Below are 15,602 nucleotides of genomic sequence, written 5' to 3' on the forward strand. Positions count from 1 at the left end.
TTCTTTATTGAATAGATTTGACACCACAATTACTAGTTGGAAAGGCTTTAATTTCCTAGCATTTATTGTAATCGGATTAAAGAAATTTCATAAAATTGAAAAGTCAAGATGACTTCTATATGTAAAAGGTTATAATAATGAAATATATTGACTGATTATACTTTTTGAGAAAGCGGTAAAAACTTGTTTCTAAACTTAAAAATTAAAGGAATACCTCTAGCAATAATCCAAATAAAGAAGGCAATCCAAATAGCGTATAATTTGTAATTTAAGTAATCAAAGATTAATAAAACAGGAATGAAGACAGTAGCTGTAGTTATTAGTAATAAGTTTCGTAAAAACTCCATTTCACCAAGTCCTTTAAACATTCCATCAAAAATAAAAGCCAATGAACAAAAAGGTTGCATTAGTAAAATCACCCAAAAGACACTGTAAAATTCGTTTAGTACAAGTGTTTCTTTTGTGAAAAGTAACCCGATAGGTTCATAAAAAATAAAACCAATAATAGCTAACACTATTCCTTGTAAAAAGCCATAAAGAATTAATCTATTTCCTAGTTTTATTAATGTTTTATAATCTTCGGCTCCTAATAATTTTCCTGATATAATATTTCCAGCAGAAGAATATCCATCAATAATAAAAGCTCCCATTAACCATAAATTTAATCCGATTGTATAAGCGGCAATAAATTCATTTCCATAACCAGTAGCATACGAAGTTCCAAAAAATAAAGCTACGTTTAAAGCAATGGTTCTTAAAAACAAATTTAAAACCATAGTAATAAACCTTGGTATTTCATTATGAAGTGGCATTTCAAATTTTAAAGAAATAGGAGTTTTGTTGTATAAAATAATGACAGAGGTTAATGCCATTATTATTTGAGCAGCTACACTTGCATATGCAGCTCCTTGTATATGCATAGGAGGTATGTAACCTTCTATTCCATAAACCAAGATAAAATCTAACACAATATTTACAATAGTACCTACAATTGCAATTACCATTGGATAAAAAGTGTTTTGTAAACCTCTAAAAGTTCCGAATACAGCAATAGTAAGTAGTGTAAAAGGAAATCCGAAAACACGTATTTTGTAATATGAAATAGCATATGATAATACCATGTCAGAGGCATTGTAAAATTGAAAAATTTGTTTAGCAAATGGATAAGTAAGTAGTAAAATGAAAATACTAGCAGCTACAATAATAACTGTAGCCTGTGCAGGAAGTTTTTTAATATCTTCTAGCTTATTTGCTCCTACATATTGTGATACAATAGAAGAAATTCCGCTACGTGTTTGTCCGAATACCCAAATAAGCATCGATAAAAAGGCACCTACAATTCCTATAGCAGCAATACTTTCTGTAGCGTTTTCTGGAATATTACCAACAATGGCTAAGTCTGTAGTAGAAAGTAAAGGCTCAGCAACACCTGTAATTAAAGCTGGTATAGCTAGTTTATTTATATGTTTAAAACTTATATCGTGTGGCATTACTTTTTTTAAGTATACAAAAGTAATTATATATGATTTTATATTTTTGATAAAATTGTTATTATGTTAGATTTATTATGTTATTTAGGTTCAATTATATTAGATATTCTAGAATTCTTTTTTCAAAGAAAAAAAAGAAAAAGACGTAAGTATGAAGAGAAGCATGGTTTACCAAAAAAGAAGATGACTTCTCCAAAAGAAAGGTTATTAATTATTTTAGGGATTTCTGTTTTAGTTTTTTTAATACTCATTCCAATAACTAAAGGTGTGTTTAATAATCATAATAGAAATACAGTTGATAAAATTGGTAGAATAAAAGTTCTATTAGAAAGAGAGAAAGAGTTTTTAGGAGATTATCCCGTTGAATTAAAACAAATCATAAGAGGTAATCCGATAAATTCTGATTTAACAGAAGATAGCTGGGGAAATGAGTTTAAATATCAATTTAATGATAAGGAAAAAAGTTATTTATTAGTTTCTTCAGGAAAGGACGGAAAGTTTGATACTGAAGATGATATTAAGTAGGTATATGAAACACACAAAGGTTATTGTTTTTGATTTATATAATACTTTAGTTGAAATTCAAAAACCAACAAAATTCTTTTTAAAGTTATTTAAAGAATCTCGTAATGGATTTAATATGGATATTTCATCGTATTTAAATTTAGTTATGACTAAAAGTGTTAAAGAGTTAATACGTATTTTACCTTTAGAATTTGAGGAATTGTATGTAGAAAATTTCAGTGCTTTAACTACAGAAATAGCATCTGTTGAGGTTTACAAAGAAGTTTTAGAAGTGTTGTCAATATTGTCTAAAGATTTTGAGCTTTATTTGTTATCAAACCTAGCGGAACCTTATAAAAAGCCAGTTTTAGCTACTGATTTACATTTGTTTTTTGATCATATGATTTTTTCTTGTGATTTTGGAGCTTTAAAACCTAGTAGAACTATTTTTAAAGAAGTAGAAAAAATATCAGGCAAACATTCAAAAGAAATATTAATGATTGGAGATTCTTATAAAGCTGATATTATAGGTGCACAAAGTATGGGATGGAATACATTAATGATCAATAGAAAAAAAAGTAATGAAGATTTTGATATTCAAAATTTGCATGAGTTGAATGAACTCTTGAAAACGTAGAATTTTCAAGAGTCATTTTTGCAACTTACATAAAAGGGGATTTTACATATAGTTTTTTATTAAGAATTGTTTAATCCAAGATCGCTCATGTTAAAGCTGTTGTTAAACTTAATGTTGCTAGATCGTTGTTCAAATAAAGGTGTGTCAGCAATTTTCCCTTCCCAATCAGATAAATAGACATAACGTTTTGTCATCAAATACACATTATGAATTTTCTCATATTCTATTTTCATAAGCATTGGTTTTTTTATACTAGATCCTTTTACTGTAAAAATAAACTGATCGACTAATAAGGTTTTAGGATTTATGTACAAGACATAATCATCTTGAACATCACCTATGTTTTTATCAAATCCAATTTTTACAATTTTATAATTCACTCCGTTTAAACTTCTATCAGTAAGAAGCTCATAATGCAAACCATCATCCAACAATTTTTGCATCATGGTAAACCAATAAAAGTTAGCTTTTCTTAAAAACTTAGCAGCAACAATAGTTTTCGAATCATTAACAATGGTGTTTCCTTCAAATACAGTAGTACTGTCTTTACCATTAAAGAATTGAGTTATGACAGAGTCACTTTTCGGAGATACATAAACATGATGTGTTTTATATTCTGCCCAAGAAGCTTCGCCATTAAAAATATAACGTTCGGTTGAAATATCTTCTAAACCCGTTTTAGAATTACGAAAAGAGTAGGTGTACTCTACGTTTTTCAGTTTTTTTAAATCCTCGTAAGTTCCAACTTTTTTAGAAACATCAGCAATTAATTGTTTAGCAGGATTTTTGTAAACATTTTCATCTGTATTTTTTATTTCTTTTTGCTTACATGCTTGTACTAAAAATAGTAATGTTATTAAAATGCCCGTTTTTTTCATTGTAAACTTATTTTATGTGTCAAATATGAGAAAAAAGAGATTTGAAATTTAAAAAGGAATACAGAAATGCATCAAAAGAAGCTGTAAAATAGGTTTGAGTCGACGAATATTAAAAATGAGTTGTTTAAAATACAAAAAAAGAAAACCTTTTGCATATTGGGGATGCAAAAGGTTTCATTAATCAACCAAATAAATCTAAAAAAATTTCCAAAGTGGGAAATTTCAAAAAATGAAAAATTCTTCTAAAAAGCTATTTAAACTTTTCCTTGTTTTTATATATTTTATGTTTGTGAACTTCTTATTTACACTTCAAAGATAGTATAGATATCTTGTTGATTTTAAGGTTAATCGTTGTTGTATCTTTATCTATCGATAAACGGTATAAATAACTCGTTAGAGTGTATGTTGTTGTTTGTGATGTGTTTATGTTTGTTTAGAAGTTGGTTAAGATCAAAAGTTTTACCTATATATAAAAGAAAAACCTTTTGCATATTGGGGATGCAAAAGGTTTCATTAATCAACCAAATAAATCTAAAAAAATTTCCAAAGTGGGAAATTTCAAAAAATGAAAAATTCTTCTAAAAAGCTATTTAAACTTTTCCTTGTTTTTATATATTTTATGTTTGTGAACTTCTTATTTACACTTCAAAGATAGTATAGATATCTTGTTGATTTTAAGGTTAATCGCTGTTGTATCTTTATCTATCGATAAACGGTATAAATAACTCGTTAGAGTGTATGTTGTTGTTTGTGATGTGTTTATGTTTGTTTAGAAGTTGGTTAAGATCAAAAGTTTTACCTATATATAAAAGAAAAACCTTTTGCATATTGGGGATGCAAAAGGTTTCATTAATCAACCAAATAAATCTAAAAAAATTTCCAAAGTGGGAAATTTCAAAAAATGAAAAATTCTTCTAAAAAGCTATTTAAACTTTTCCTTGTTTTTATATATTTTATGTTTGTGAACTTCTTATTTACACTTCAAAGATAGTATAGATATCTTGTTGATTTTAAGGTTAATCGTTGTTGTATCTTTATCTATCGATAAATGGTATAAATAACTCGTTAGAATGTATGTTGTTGTTTATGATGTGTTTATGTTTGTTCTGAAGTTGGTAAGAATTAAAAGTTCTACCTATATGTAAAAGAAAAACCTTTTGCATATTGGGGATGCAAAAGGTTTTTTTAATCAACCAAATAAATCTAAAAAAATTTCCATCAATTGGGAAAAGTGGAAATTTCAAAAAATGAAAAACTTTTCTGAAATGCTTTGAACAACATTTCTATATTTTGTTATACTTTATGTATATGAACTTCTTATTTACACTTCAAAGATAGTATAGATGTCTTTTATAAAATTAAGTTTATCGACAGTAAGTCTTTAATCTATAGATAAACGGTTTAAAATGATCGTTAAACTGTAAAATAACAGATGGTTACAGTATAAAAAATGGAATTTAATGCGTGAAATGTTAAAGTATATGTTTTACGCTAAATTATAGATGGCATAAAAATGACAAGCGCTACCTAAAAGGACAAAAACATGGAAAATTGCATGGTTATATTTTATTTTTTTAATAGAGTAAAAGATGGCTCCTACAGTATAAAAAACACCACCAGCAATTAAATAGAAAGAACTTGTTTCTGGTAAGCTTTCTAATAATGTATTAATAAAAAACATTACTAACCACCCCATGAATACATACATTGCAGTAGATACATGTTTTAATTTTCCTGTAAAAAACAGCTTAAAAATAATTCCGACAAAAGCAAAAGCCCACACTGTACCAAATATATACCATCCTAGTTTTGTAGGAAGCGATACTAAGCAAAAAGGAGTATAAGTACCAGCAATTAAAACATAAATGGCAGAATGATCAAAAACTTTCAATTTTGCTCTTTTTTCTATGTTGGTAGCTCTATGATATAATGTTGATGCAGCATATAAAACAATCATACTAACACCAAAAATGATAAAACTAGCTTGTTCTTTTAAAAGAGTGTAACAGAATGATTTTATAATTAAAAATGGGAATGCAATAACACTTAATAGCCATCCAAAACCATGAGTAAGAATGTTTAATTTTTCTTCAGTTGGATCGTATAATTCAGGAGATTTTTTGCTGCTCATTTTTAACTTTATTGGTGTCTTCCATGTATAAACTATCATTACTTAATTCATGATACATTAAATCAAATGTTTGTTTTCTTAATGAATGACGATCTTTTAATTCTAAACCATCAGTAGGAATAAATTTGCATTGTTTTACTCTTAATACACCAGGACCTCCTTTAAATACATTCCATGAGAAAAAACGTTTACAGTCAAAGTATATTTGTGGAACAATAGAAATTTGATGTTCAATGGCTAAGCTGAAAGCTCCGTTTTTAAAAGGAGCCAAAATAACATGTTCATCTGGTACTAATCCTTCAGGATAAATTGCAACACTAGTTCCGTTTACCAATCTTTTTTTAGCTAAAGAATATACTTTTCTTCTACTGTCAGCGCTACCTCTATCTACCATAATAACAGCTCTTTTGTAAAAGAAACCAAAGATTGGTATTTTAACTAATTCTTTTTTTCCGACAAAAACAATTGGATTTTTGCTTAAAACAGCCATCAACCATATATCAAAAAAAGAAGTGTGATTTGCACAAAAAACATAACTTTTATCTCTCTCAATTTCTTGTTCTCTTTCAATTTTTAATCGAAACCCCATGGCATAAACTAACATGTATGAAAAACCTCTCACTATTTTCCAAAAATGAGGATACAACTTTTCAGATGATGTTAGGATAAGTAATATGGGAGACATTATAATAATGGATACAAAAACCAATATATAAAACCATGCTCTCCATAAAAGAAGAAAAGGGACTTTAATGTACTTCATTGTTGCTAAAATACTAATTTCTTTTGTTTGAAAGATTTTAATCCTATTTTTGTTTTCCTTAAAACTTTTTAAGTTGAACTTAAAAATGAAAAGAGCAGCTTTATAAAGTTATGACTTTAAAAACAAACCAATAAAATGTCAAGAATTTTAACTGGTGTACAAAGTACTGGAACACCACATTTAGGAAATTTATTAGGTGCAATTTTACCAGCAATAGAAATGGCAAATCAGCCAGAAAACGAATCGTTTTTATTTATTGCAGATATGCACTCACTAACTCAAATAAAAGACGGAAAGCAATTACGTGAAAACACTTACAGTACTGCTGCTACTTGGTTAGCTTGTGGTATTGATATTAATAAAACTGTTTTTTATCGTCAAAGTGATATTCCTGAAGTAGCAGAGTTAACTTGGTATTTAACTTGTTTTTTTCCATACCAACGCTTAAAGTTAGCTCATAGTTTTAAAGATAAAGCAGATCGATTAGAAGATGTAAACGCAGGTTTATTTACATATCCAATGTTAATGGCGGCAGATATATTATTGTATGATGCTGAGATTGTTCCTGTAGGAAAAGATCAATTGCAACATTTAGAAATGACTAGAGATGTTGCTAATAGATTAAATAATATTGTAGGTGAAACATTAGTACCACCTCAAGCAAAAATTCAAGAGCATACACAATTGGTTCCTGGTGTAGATGGTGAAAAAATGAGTAAATCTCGTGATAACGTAATTAATATCTTTTTACCAGATAAAAAATTACGTAAGCAAATTATGGGAATTAAAACAGATAGTACTCCTTTAGAAGATCCTAAAAACCCAGATACTGATAATGTATTTGCTTTATATAAATTGTTAGCTTCTGATGAACAAATTGCAGAAATGAGAGCTAATTATGAAGGAGGAAATTATGGTTATGGTCATGCAAAGCAAGCATTATATGAATTGATTTTAGAAAAGTTTGCTGATGTACGTGCAAAATATAATCACTACATGGAAAATCGTCATGAGATTGATGAGGCCTTGTCTGTAGGTGCTGAAAAAGCAAGGAAAGTAGCTAAGGATGTTTTAAAACGCGTACGTGATAAGGTAGGGTATTAGGTACTTTTAACTTTATAAAAATTTTCAAAACTCAAGATTAAAAAGGTGTTTTACAAAGTACACCTTTTAATCTTGAGTTTTTTTCGTTTTATCAATCATATTTACGATAACAAAAGTAATAAGGGCAGGTAATACCCATCCTAAATGATTAGTTGCTAACGGAATTATAGATTTTATTCCAGTAAGTAAACTTGGGTCAATTATAAAACCTAAAAAATCAGGAATACTAAATACAAAAGTAACAGCTACTACCCACTTAAAAACAAGATCAGAATTCCATTTTTCAGGAATTACATTTAAAATAATTAAGGCAATCGTAATAGGGTAAATAAACATTAATGCAGGTAGTGCAATATTAACAATGTAATGTAAATCAAACTGACCAACCAAAACACCAAGTATACAACCAATAATAGCAGTAATTGTGTACGCTTTTTGAGAGTTATTAAATAAACCTTTAAAATAATCGGCAGTACCAGTAACAATTCCTACAGCAGTTGTAAAACAAGCTAAAGCTACCAAAACACTTAAAAAAGTAGTACCTAAATTACCTAAGGTTTGATTGCTAATTCCTATTAAAATTTCACTTCTTTTTACATCTTCAGCAAACAGATTTCCAAACAAAGCACCACTGTAAATCAATCCTGTATAAATGATTAATAAACCAGCGCCAGCAATTAATCCAGATTTACTAATGACCTCTTTTTTCTCATCAAAATTACTTCCTTTTTTAAAATTCATTGAAATAACTAAAACCCCACCAACAACAACAGCTCCAATAGCATCAAAAGTTTGATAACCTTCTAATATTCCTTTTGTAAAAGGAGCTTCAAAAATGCTAGTACTTGTTATATCTATAGGAGAAAAAACACCAATAAAAATGATAGAAAGTAAAATAATTACGATTAAAGGAGTTAGTAATTTTCCTATAAGATTTAATATTTTACTTCTGTTAATTGCAAAGAAAAAAACCAATAAAAAATAAATACTACTGGTTAGTAATGAGCTAGTACTAAAGTAGGGCTCAATAGCCATTTCATGGGTAACAGAAGCTGTTCTAGGAGATGGTAACGTAATAGAAATAGCGTATACAATAAAACAATACACTAAACTAAAAGTAGGAGATACCTTTTTAGCAAAATCATACATAGTACCTTGTAATCGAGCATAAGCTAGAATACCTAAAATCGGAATAAAAACAGCAGTTACAAAAAAACCAACGGTAACTAAATGCCAGTTATCAGCTGCATTTTTTCCTAATAAAGGCGGAAACATTAAGTTTCCGGCACCAAAAAACATCGAAAATAAGGCAAAGCCTGTAATAAATATCTCTTTAGTTTTATTCATAATTATTTGGTTAACTAATGTAGAAAGATACATATTTTTGCTTCATGGAGAAATCGATTGTTTTTAAAAAAGCAAAAATCAGTTATTATGTATATGGGGAAAATCATGCAAAAAGTATTGTGTTACTGCATGGGTTTTTAGAGAATTCAACAATGTGGAATACTGTAGTTGATTGTTTTTCAAAAAAGTACAAGATAGTTTCTGTCGATTTATTAGGGCATGGCAATACCGAATGTTTAGGATATATCCATACTATGGAAGAAATAGCAGCTACTGTTTTTGAAGTGTTAAAAGCTGAAGAAATAATGAAAACTACCTTAATAGGACACTCAATGGGAGGATACGTAGCCTTGGCTTTTATAGAAAAATATGCGAATTATGTAAACCAATTATGCTTGTTAAATTCAACTTCAAGAGCAGATTCGGAAGAACGCAAACAGATTAGAGATCGATCTATTCAAATGGCAAAAACAAACTATAAGCCATTAGTATCAATGTCTATTAGTAATTTATTTTCTTCGGATAAGCGAAGCGACTTAAAAAAAGAAATAGAAGTTTGTAGAGAAGAAGCATTGAAAACTTCTGTGCAAGGATATATTGCCTGTGCAGAAGGAATGAAGTTACGAAAAGATCGAACACAAATTCTAGCTTCTTTTTCAGGAAAAAAATTAATAATATCAGGAAAAAATGATCCAGTTATTAGTTACGATGCTATTGTAAAGGAAGCAAATCAAACAGCATCATCATTAATAACTTTGCCTAATGGACATATGAGTCATATTGAAGATTCTGAAGAGTTATTAAAAAACTTAAAAGAGTTTGTAGAAATGAATGAGCTTAAAAGTATAAGTTAATCAGCTCCTTAATTATGGTACTACTTAAAGCTGAAATATTACATTATATTTGACTTGAATATCAAAAAGAATGAATTTAGACTTAAGGGTATATATTGGGATTCTTGCCACTTTTATAACACTGTTATTTGCAATATTTGTTTTTTCAGTAAAATCAGAAAATAAATTAAGTAACAGGTTATTTGGTATTTTTTTAATACTCAGTTCCATAGAAATGAGTGGTTTTTTTGTACATGATTTCGTACCTACTTCTTTGAGTGCTATTATGCTCAAAAACAACAACTATTACTTATTAACACCTGTTTTCTATTTATACGTTTGTTCAGTTTGTTATTCTAATTTTAAACTTGAGAAGAAACATTTATGGCATTTGCTACCTTTTATTATAGGTAATTTGGTAATGATGCCAAGGTTTTATTTTGGTAACGATCAGGTTTTAGAGGAGGTTTCTAAAGATACGATTCACACTTGGGAGGTAATTTTTATGCATATTTCAATGCATTTACAATCGATGTATTATTATATAATGTGTCTTGTTGTATTAAAAAAAGCAAAAAATATTTTTTTCGAAAATCATTCAAATAATGCAATACAAACATATAAATGGTTGTATCAAATTGTAATATTTTGGATTGTAATTTTCAGTTTAGCGATACTTAAAAACACGTTTAAATATTTAGATTTAGGCTCTGATGCATTTTTAAACTCTAAAGTCATTTTAATATTTTCGGTTTTATTAGTTACCTGTTGGTATGTTTTAAAAGCATTAAATAATCCAGAGTTATTTAAAGGTGTAGACTCTCAAACAAAATTGACTAAAGATTTAATTGAAGAGGTAAAAAATAAAAGTGATAATGAAGAAATAATAGGGAGTTTAAAGTTATTTATGGATGAAGAAAAGCCATATTTAAATCCTTCTTTATCTATTCGAAATTTAGCGCAGCAAATGAAAATTCCGGTTAGAGAACTTTCCATAGCTATTAATCATGATTTGAATCAACATTTTTTCGATTTTGTAAATGGATATCGTATTGAAAAAGCTAAAAAAATACTTTCAGATCCATCAAAATCTAAAGTAACCGTTTTAGAAATTTTGTATGAAGTAGGTTTTAACTCAAAATCATCTTTTAATACCGCGTTTAAAAAATATACAAGTTTAACTCCTACTCAATTTAGAAAAAGGGAATTACAATTATAGTTTAGGTTATGGAAAATACAGTTATAATTGGTGTTTTAGGATTCATTTTTTCTTTATTAATGTTAGTGTTTTCTGCTTTTTTACTCACAGTAAAAACAAATAATAAAATAGGGAATATATTATTAGCATCAGAATTAATAATTACTGCTATAGATTGTTCAGCATTTTTTAATCATTTTTTGTTTGATGTTAATTTAACGCTGGATATGTTGAGGATAAAACTATCAGGATTCAAAAACCCACTACTGTTTTTATATGTACTTTCTGTAATTTACTCAAATTTTAAGCTTAAAAAAATCCACTTGGTTCATTTATTACCAGTGTTTATAGGAACAGCTATTTTAATTCCGAGCTTCTTTTTACAAGATTATGATGGTAAAGTAGCGTTTTACAATAATTTTAAAGAAAATCCTGAAATAATATTCTCAACAAATTTAGGACGTATTCTTTCGGTTGCTTATTTTATTGCTAGTGTGTATTATGTGTTAAGATACAGAAAGTTATTGTTAGAAAACCATGCCGATGAAAGTAATTTTAAAAACTATAAATGGTTAAAACAATACTTAATTTTAACATTGGTAGGATCTGTAATTACAATTTCCAAAGGAATTGTAAGAGATAGTGGAGCGTTTTCTGAAACAACTGTAGAAAGATGGAGAATATTTATGCTACTTTTTGGTATGTTTTTTATTTTTTGGTTGATTTTTAAAGCGTTAAATACACCAAAATTATTCAGAGGCTTTGATGTGAGTTTAAAAACATCAAAAGAAATGGAAACAGAAGTTGCTGAAGATGCAGATGAGGAGCAAATTATGAATCTGAAAAACTACATGATAAAAGAAGAACCTTATTTAAATCCTTCTTTAACCATTAGAAATTTAGCGGAACAATTAAAAATTCCAATGCGAGATTTATCAGTGTTAATTAATCAAGAATTGCAACAACATTTTTTTGATTTTATAAATGAATATCGCATTGAAAAAGCAAAAAAAATACTTTCCGATCCGTCAAAATCTAAAGTAACGGTGTTAGAAATTTTGTACGAAGTAGGTTTTAATTCAAAATCTTCTTTCAATACAGCTTTTAAAAAACACACAGGAAAAACGCCTACACAATTCAGAAAATCAGTTGTTTAACGTAAAGTCGAACGTTTTAAAAAAATAGTCGAACCAATTTCTAACAAAGAAAAACGTTCGACTTTGTGTTGTCGGTCGCATAAAATAGAATACTAAAGCACTTTTGTGTCATCAAAACAAAAACACAAAAATTATGAAACGTTTAGCTTTAGTTATTACATTATTTAGCACATTAATTTTATGTTCTCAAACCATAAAAGGAAACGTAAAAGATGCATTAGGAAACATTGCTTTTGCAGATATTATTGTAAAAGATAACTCCGGAAAAATTGTAACAGGAACCACATCGGATGATAATGGGATTTTTTCAGTAGAAGTATCAAAAGGGAATTACAAGGTATTGGTTTCTTTTATGGGGTATAAAAATTGGGAAAAGGACATAACCATTGTTGAAAACTTAGATTTAGGAACAATTATGCTTGTTGAGGATGCTGAGAAATTAGAAGAAGTAATCATTAAATCGAAAAAAAGAGTAATTCAACAAAAAGTAGATCGACTGGTTTTTAATGTTGAAAAAAGCATTGTTGCCGAAGGAGGAAACGGAACAGATATTTTAAAAGTAGCTCCTAGAGTTAGAATGCAAAATGGAGTTTTAGAAATCTTAGGAAAAGGAGCTTCTCGCTTATTAATAAACGGTCGTTTGTCTCCATTAACAGGAGAAGAACTAACAGCTTTTTTAGAAACCTTAAATGCAAGTGAGATTAAAGAGATAGAAGTAATAACAAATCCGCCAGCAAAATATGAAGCTGCTGGGCAAGGCGGATTGATTAATATTATACTTAAAAAATCAAAATTAAATTCTTGGAGTAATACATCGAGATTAGTGTATAACCAGAATAAATTCAATTTTACAACATTTCAAAATAGTTTCAACTATAATAAAAATAAACTGTCATTAATTACAAGTGTAAGTGCAACAAAAGGAAAGCTGCATAATGATGAGAATTTACAAGTGTTTTATCCAGTGAATTTTTGGGATATTGATATTGATTATGAAGATAAAAAAGATAATTATTCAGGTAGATTTCAATTAGATTATGAGGCGTCTGAAAAAGTAAACTTAGGATTTCAATACTTAGGAAGTTTAAGTCAACCAGGAGGATTTGGTTCGGTAACATCTCATATATTCAATCCAGATAATGAGTTAGAAAGTGTTATAAAAAATGAAGGAGAAAATAAGGTTACTAGATATAATCATGCCCTTAATTTTCATTCAGAAGTAAAACTAGATACATTAGGTAGAGCTATTTCTATTGATGCAGATTATTTTCAATATAATTCAGATGATGATAGAGATTTTATTACAGAATTGTTTAATAACAAAGGAGAGTCGTTAGGAATAACTTCTGGAGGTTTAAGTATGACGGATCAAAATATAGAAAACTTTAGTTCTAGAATTGATGTGACATATCCGATACAAAAAGTTCAATTTGCATTTGGTGCTAAAGCAAGTATGACAACAATTGAAAGTAATATTCAGTTTTTTAATACAATCTCTGGATCACCAGTATTAGATACTAATAGGTCTAATGACTTTATGTATGAAGAAAATAATATTGCAGCATACGTTTCTGGAAATACTAATGTATCTGATAAATTACAAATAAAATTAGGGTTACGAGTAGAAAGCACCAATACTTTAGGTGTAAGTTTACAAACGAATGAAAGTAATAGCAACAGTTTTACAAAATTATTTCCTACGGCTTATATTTCTTACAACAAAAATGAAAACAATAGCTTCAACCTATCATACGGTAGAAGAATTAACAGACCGAGGTTTTCAGATTTAAATCCGTTTAAAATATTTATAAATGACAATAGTTTTAGTGAAGGAAATCCGTTTTTAAAACCTGCTTTTACCGATAGTTTTGAATTTTCACATTCGTATAAAAGAAATTTAAATTCAAGTTTGTTTTTTAGTGTAACAAATAATGGTTTTGGAGTAATATTTACTTCGGATCCAGGAGTAGAAAATCAAATAGTAACAAGAGATAATTATATTACTCATTACCGTTATGGAATATCAGAAAATTACAGTTTTAGTCCTTTATCATGGTGGCAAAATCAAAGTAGCGTAAGTGTAATTGGATATTATTCAAAATTCGAAAAAAATATAGCAGCAGACCCAAGAAACGGAGCAGAGTTTAGAGTATCATCAAATAACACATTTTCGTTATCAGAAAACTCAAAGCTCGTGATGAATTCATGGTATAGTTCAGCTTACAGCGGTGGTTTGTTTAGTCTTGGAGAAATGTTTGATATGTCTTTAGGGTTTCAACATACTTTCAAGAGGAGTAATTTGAAGTTATCAGTTTTTGCCAATGATATTTTTAAAACAAGTGGAGTAAACAATTTAACTTCTGTTGTAAATGGCGTGAAGCAAGTGTATGCTCAAAATTACAGTACTAGAAACTTAGCAGTGTCTTTATCATATAACTTTGGAAATAAAAAATTAAAAATAAAAGACAGAACTTTTGGTAATGATGAAGAAAGAAGAAGAAGTAACTAATTAACGCAAATTGCTATTTAAAATTAAAGGTGTTTTTGTTTAAGATTCCTGCATAAAGCAGGAATCTTTTTCAAGTTTAAAAACAATTTTTAATTCATTGTTATTTTCTCAAGAGCAGTCGAGAGGCTATTTAAATATTCTTTGATTAAAAGGTGTATTCGATGCCAAAAACAATTCCAGAAACATTTTCACTTCCTAAATTAAAATCGTGATAACCGGTATATAAAGCTGTTCTTTTAAGGTGATATTTTGTTTGCGCTTTAAAAACATCTACTTCACTATCGTTAATAAAACTTTGTTTCCAAGAGAAAAGGAAGCTTAAAGGTTTTACAGGATAAATTTCTGTACCTATGTTATATGAAAAGCCCCAAGTATCAACTTCATTTCCTACATAAGTTGCACCAGCACCCCACCAAAGAGAAAAGTATTTTTCTCTAAAACGATAGTAATTTGCATTGATAGAAGTAATGTTTAATGATTCAGATCCTAATAATCCTTTTTCAGAAAAATTTAAATGAGAAACTTCCAAACCAGCAATAGGAATGGGTTTAAAAACAGCATTCAATTCAATTCCTTTAATTCTATCAATTAAAAAATTAGCTCCAATTTTAAAGTTGGTTCTTTTAGTATTTCCATCAAAGTCTCTAGTATACTCTCCATATCCATCAGCATAATAAGGATAAGGATTTATTTCAGTATACTCAGCTCTACCAATACCAACACCTAAAAATACATTAAAAGCAAGTTCTTCCCAAAAGCTATCAAAATACAAATTGTTATTATCGTCATAAGAAGATGAAGAAGAGGTAGTTGTACGAGTAGTTACTTTAGATGAACCAGAAGATGAACTTTCGTTTTTTTTCAGGCTTTCTTTAGCATTTTTAATTTTTTCTTGAGAGAAGCAAATAGCTGAACTCGAAACAATTAATATGAATAGTAGTTTTAGTTTCATAATTTAGATATAGTTTTTCGGTATTTTAACAAAATGCGTGCCATGATTATTTTATGGTATTTTTGGTATGCTTTTTGGAAGAGGTAGGATTCTAAAAAA

13 protein-coding genes are annotated in these 15,602 nt (G+C 28.5%); 7 read left to right on the top strand and 6 right to left on the bottom strand.

Annotated features, from left to right (window positions below; genetic code table 11):
* Nucleotides 1-155: 155 nt before the first annotated feature.
* Entirely contained in the window at nucleotides 156-1,490 is a 1,335-nt protein-coding gene (locus EYW44_RS15370) for an MATE family efflux transporter (protein WP_132724645.1), read from the bottom strand.
* A gap of 63 nt (nucleotides 1,491-1,553) precedes the next feature.
* Between EYW44_RS15370 and EYW44_RS15375 the strand changes: the two genes are divergently transcribed.
* Nucleotides 1,554-2,015 carry a type II secretion system protein GspG gene (locus EYW44_RS15375; RefSeq protein ID WP_132724647.1) on the top strand — a complete coding sequence of 154 codons (462 nt, stop codon included), beginning with the start codon at nucleotides 1,554-1,556 and terminating at the stop codon, nucleotides 2,013-2,015.
* A gap of 4 nt (nucleotides 2,016-2,019) precedes the next feature.
* Nucleotides 2,020-2,631: an HAD family hydrolase gene (locus tag EYW44_RS15380; RefSeq protein ID WP_165872247.1), complete on the top strand. Its 612-nt coding sequence runs from the start codon at nucleotides 2,020-2,022 to the stop codon at nucleotides 2,629-2,631.
* Nucleotides 2,632-2,690: 59 nt separating this feature from the next.
* Here EYW44_RS15380 and EYW44_RS15385 read toward each other — a convergent pair whose 3' ends face one another.
* The 3 genes from EYW44_RS15385 to EYW44_RS15395 all read right to left on the bottom strand — a co-directional run bounded on the left by EYW44_RS15385 (nucleotide 2,691) and on the right by EYW44_RS15395 (nucleotide 6,403).
* Nucleotides 2,691-3,509 carry a DUF6503 family protein gene (locus tag EYW44_RS15385; protein WP_132724651.1) on the bottom strand — a complete coding sequence of 273 codons (819 nt, stop codon included), beginning with the start codon at nucleotides 3,507-3,509 and terminating at the stop codon, nucleotides 2,691-2,693.
* A gap of 1,486 nt (nucleotides 3,510-4,995) precedes the next feature.
* Nucleotides 4,996-5,640, bottom strand: a complete 645-nt coding sequence (gene trhA / locus EYW44_RS15390) for a PAQR family membrane homeostasis protein TrhA (RefSeq protein ID WP_132724653.1) — start codon at nucleotides 5,638-5,640, stop codon at nucleotides 4,996-4,998.
* Complete coding sequence (locus EYW44_RS15395) at nucleotides 5,618-6,403, bottom strand: lysophospholipid acyltransferase family protein (RefSeq protein WP_165872248.1); 786 nt, start codon at nucleotides 6,401-6,403, stop codon at nucleotides 5,618-5,620. The genes trhA and EYW44_RS15395 overlap by 23 nt, the downstream gene beginning before the upstream one ends.
* A 135-nt stretch (nucleotides 6,404-6,538) precedes the next feature.
* Here EYW44_RS15395 and trpS point away from each other — a divergent pair, with 135 nt between their 5' ends.
* On the top strand, nucleotides 6,539-7,507 hold the full coding sequence (gene trpS / locus EYW44_RS15400) for a tryptophan--tRNA ligase (protein ID WP_132724657.1): 969 nt from the start codon (nucleotides 6,539-6,541) through the stop codon (nucleotides 7,505-7,507).
* Nucleotides 7,508-7,573: 66 nt separating this feature from the next.
* Here trpS and brnQ read toward each other — a convergent pair whose 3' ends face one another.
* Nucleotides 7,574-8,854 carry a branched-chain amino acid transport system II carrier protein gene (brnQ, locus tag EYW44_RS15405; protein WP_132724659.1) on the bottom strand — a complete coding sequence of 427 codons (1,281 nt, stop codon included), beginning with the start codon at nucleotides 8,852-8,854 and terminating at the stop codon, nucleotides 7,574-7,576.
* A 44-nt stretch (nucleotides 8,855-8,898) separates the two neighbouring features.
* Between brnQ and EYW44_RS15410 the strand changes: the two genes are divergently transcribed.
* From EYW44_RS15410 to EYW44_RS15425, 4 genes are all read left to right on the top strand, one after another.
* The gene (locus EYW44_RS15410) at nucleotides 8,899-9,708 is read left to right on the top strand and encodes an alpha/beta fold hydrolase (protein WP_132724661.1); all 810 of its coding nucleotides are present in this window, start codon (nucleotides 8,899-8,901) and stop codon (nucleotides 9,706-9,708) included.
* A 70-nt stretch (nucleotides 9,709-9,778) separates the two neighbouring features.
* Nucleotides 9,779-10,906, top strand: coding sequence for a helix-turn-helix domain-containing protein (locus EYW44_RS15415; RefSeq protein WP_132724663.1), 1,128 nt, complete (start codon nucleotides 9,779-9,781; stop codon nucleotides 10,904-10,906).
* 8 nt (nucleotides 10,907-10,914) lie between these two features.
* On the top strand, nucleotides 10,915-12,042 hold the full coding sequence (locus EYW44_RS15420) for a helix-turn-helix domain-containing protein (RefSeq protein WP_132724665.1): 1,128 nt from the start codon (nucleotides 10,915-10,917) through the stop codon (nucleotides 12,040-12,042).
* 133 nt (nucleotides 12,043-12,175) lie between these two features.
* A complete protein-coding gene (locus EYW44_RS15425; RefSeq protein WP_132724667.1) occupies nucleotides 12,176-14,551 on the top strand; it encodes an outer membrane beta-barrel family protein in 2,376 nt (791 codons plus the stop codon).
* A gap of 145 nt (nucleotides 14,552-14,696) precedes the next feature.
* Here the strand turns inward: EYW44_RS15425 and EYW44_RS15430 are convergent, their stop codons facing one another.
* The gene (locus EYW44_RS15430; protein WP_132724669.1) at nucleotides 14,697-15,503 is read right to left on the bottom strand and encodes a hypothetical protein; all 807 of its coding nucleotides are present in this window, start codon (nucleotides 15,501-15,503) and stop codon (nucleotides 14,697-14,699) included.
* Nucleotides 15,504-15,602 lie beyond the last annotated feature (99 nt).

The organism is Tenacibaculum sp. M341, from assembly GCF_004337695.1.
Classification (GTDB): domain Bacteria; phylum Bacteroidota; class Bacteroidia; order Flavobacteriales; family Flavobacteriaceae; genus Polaribacter.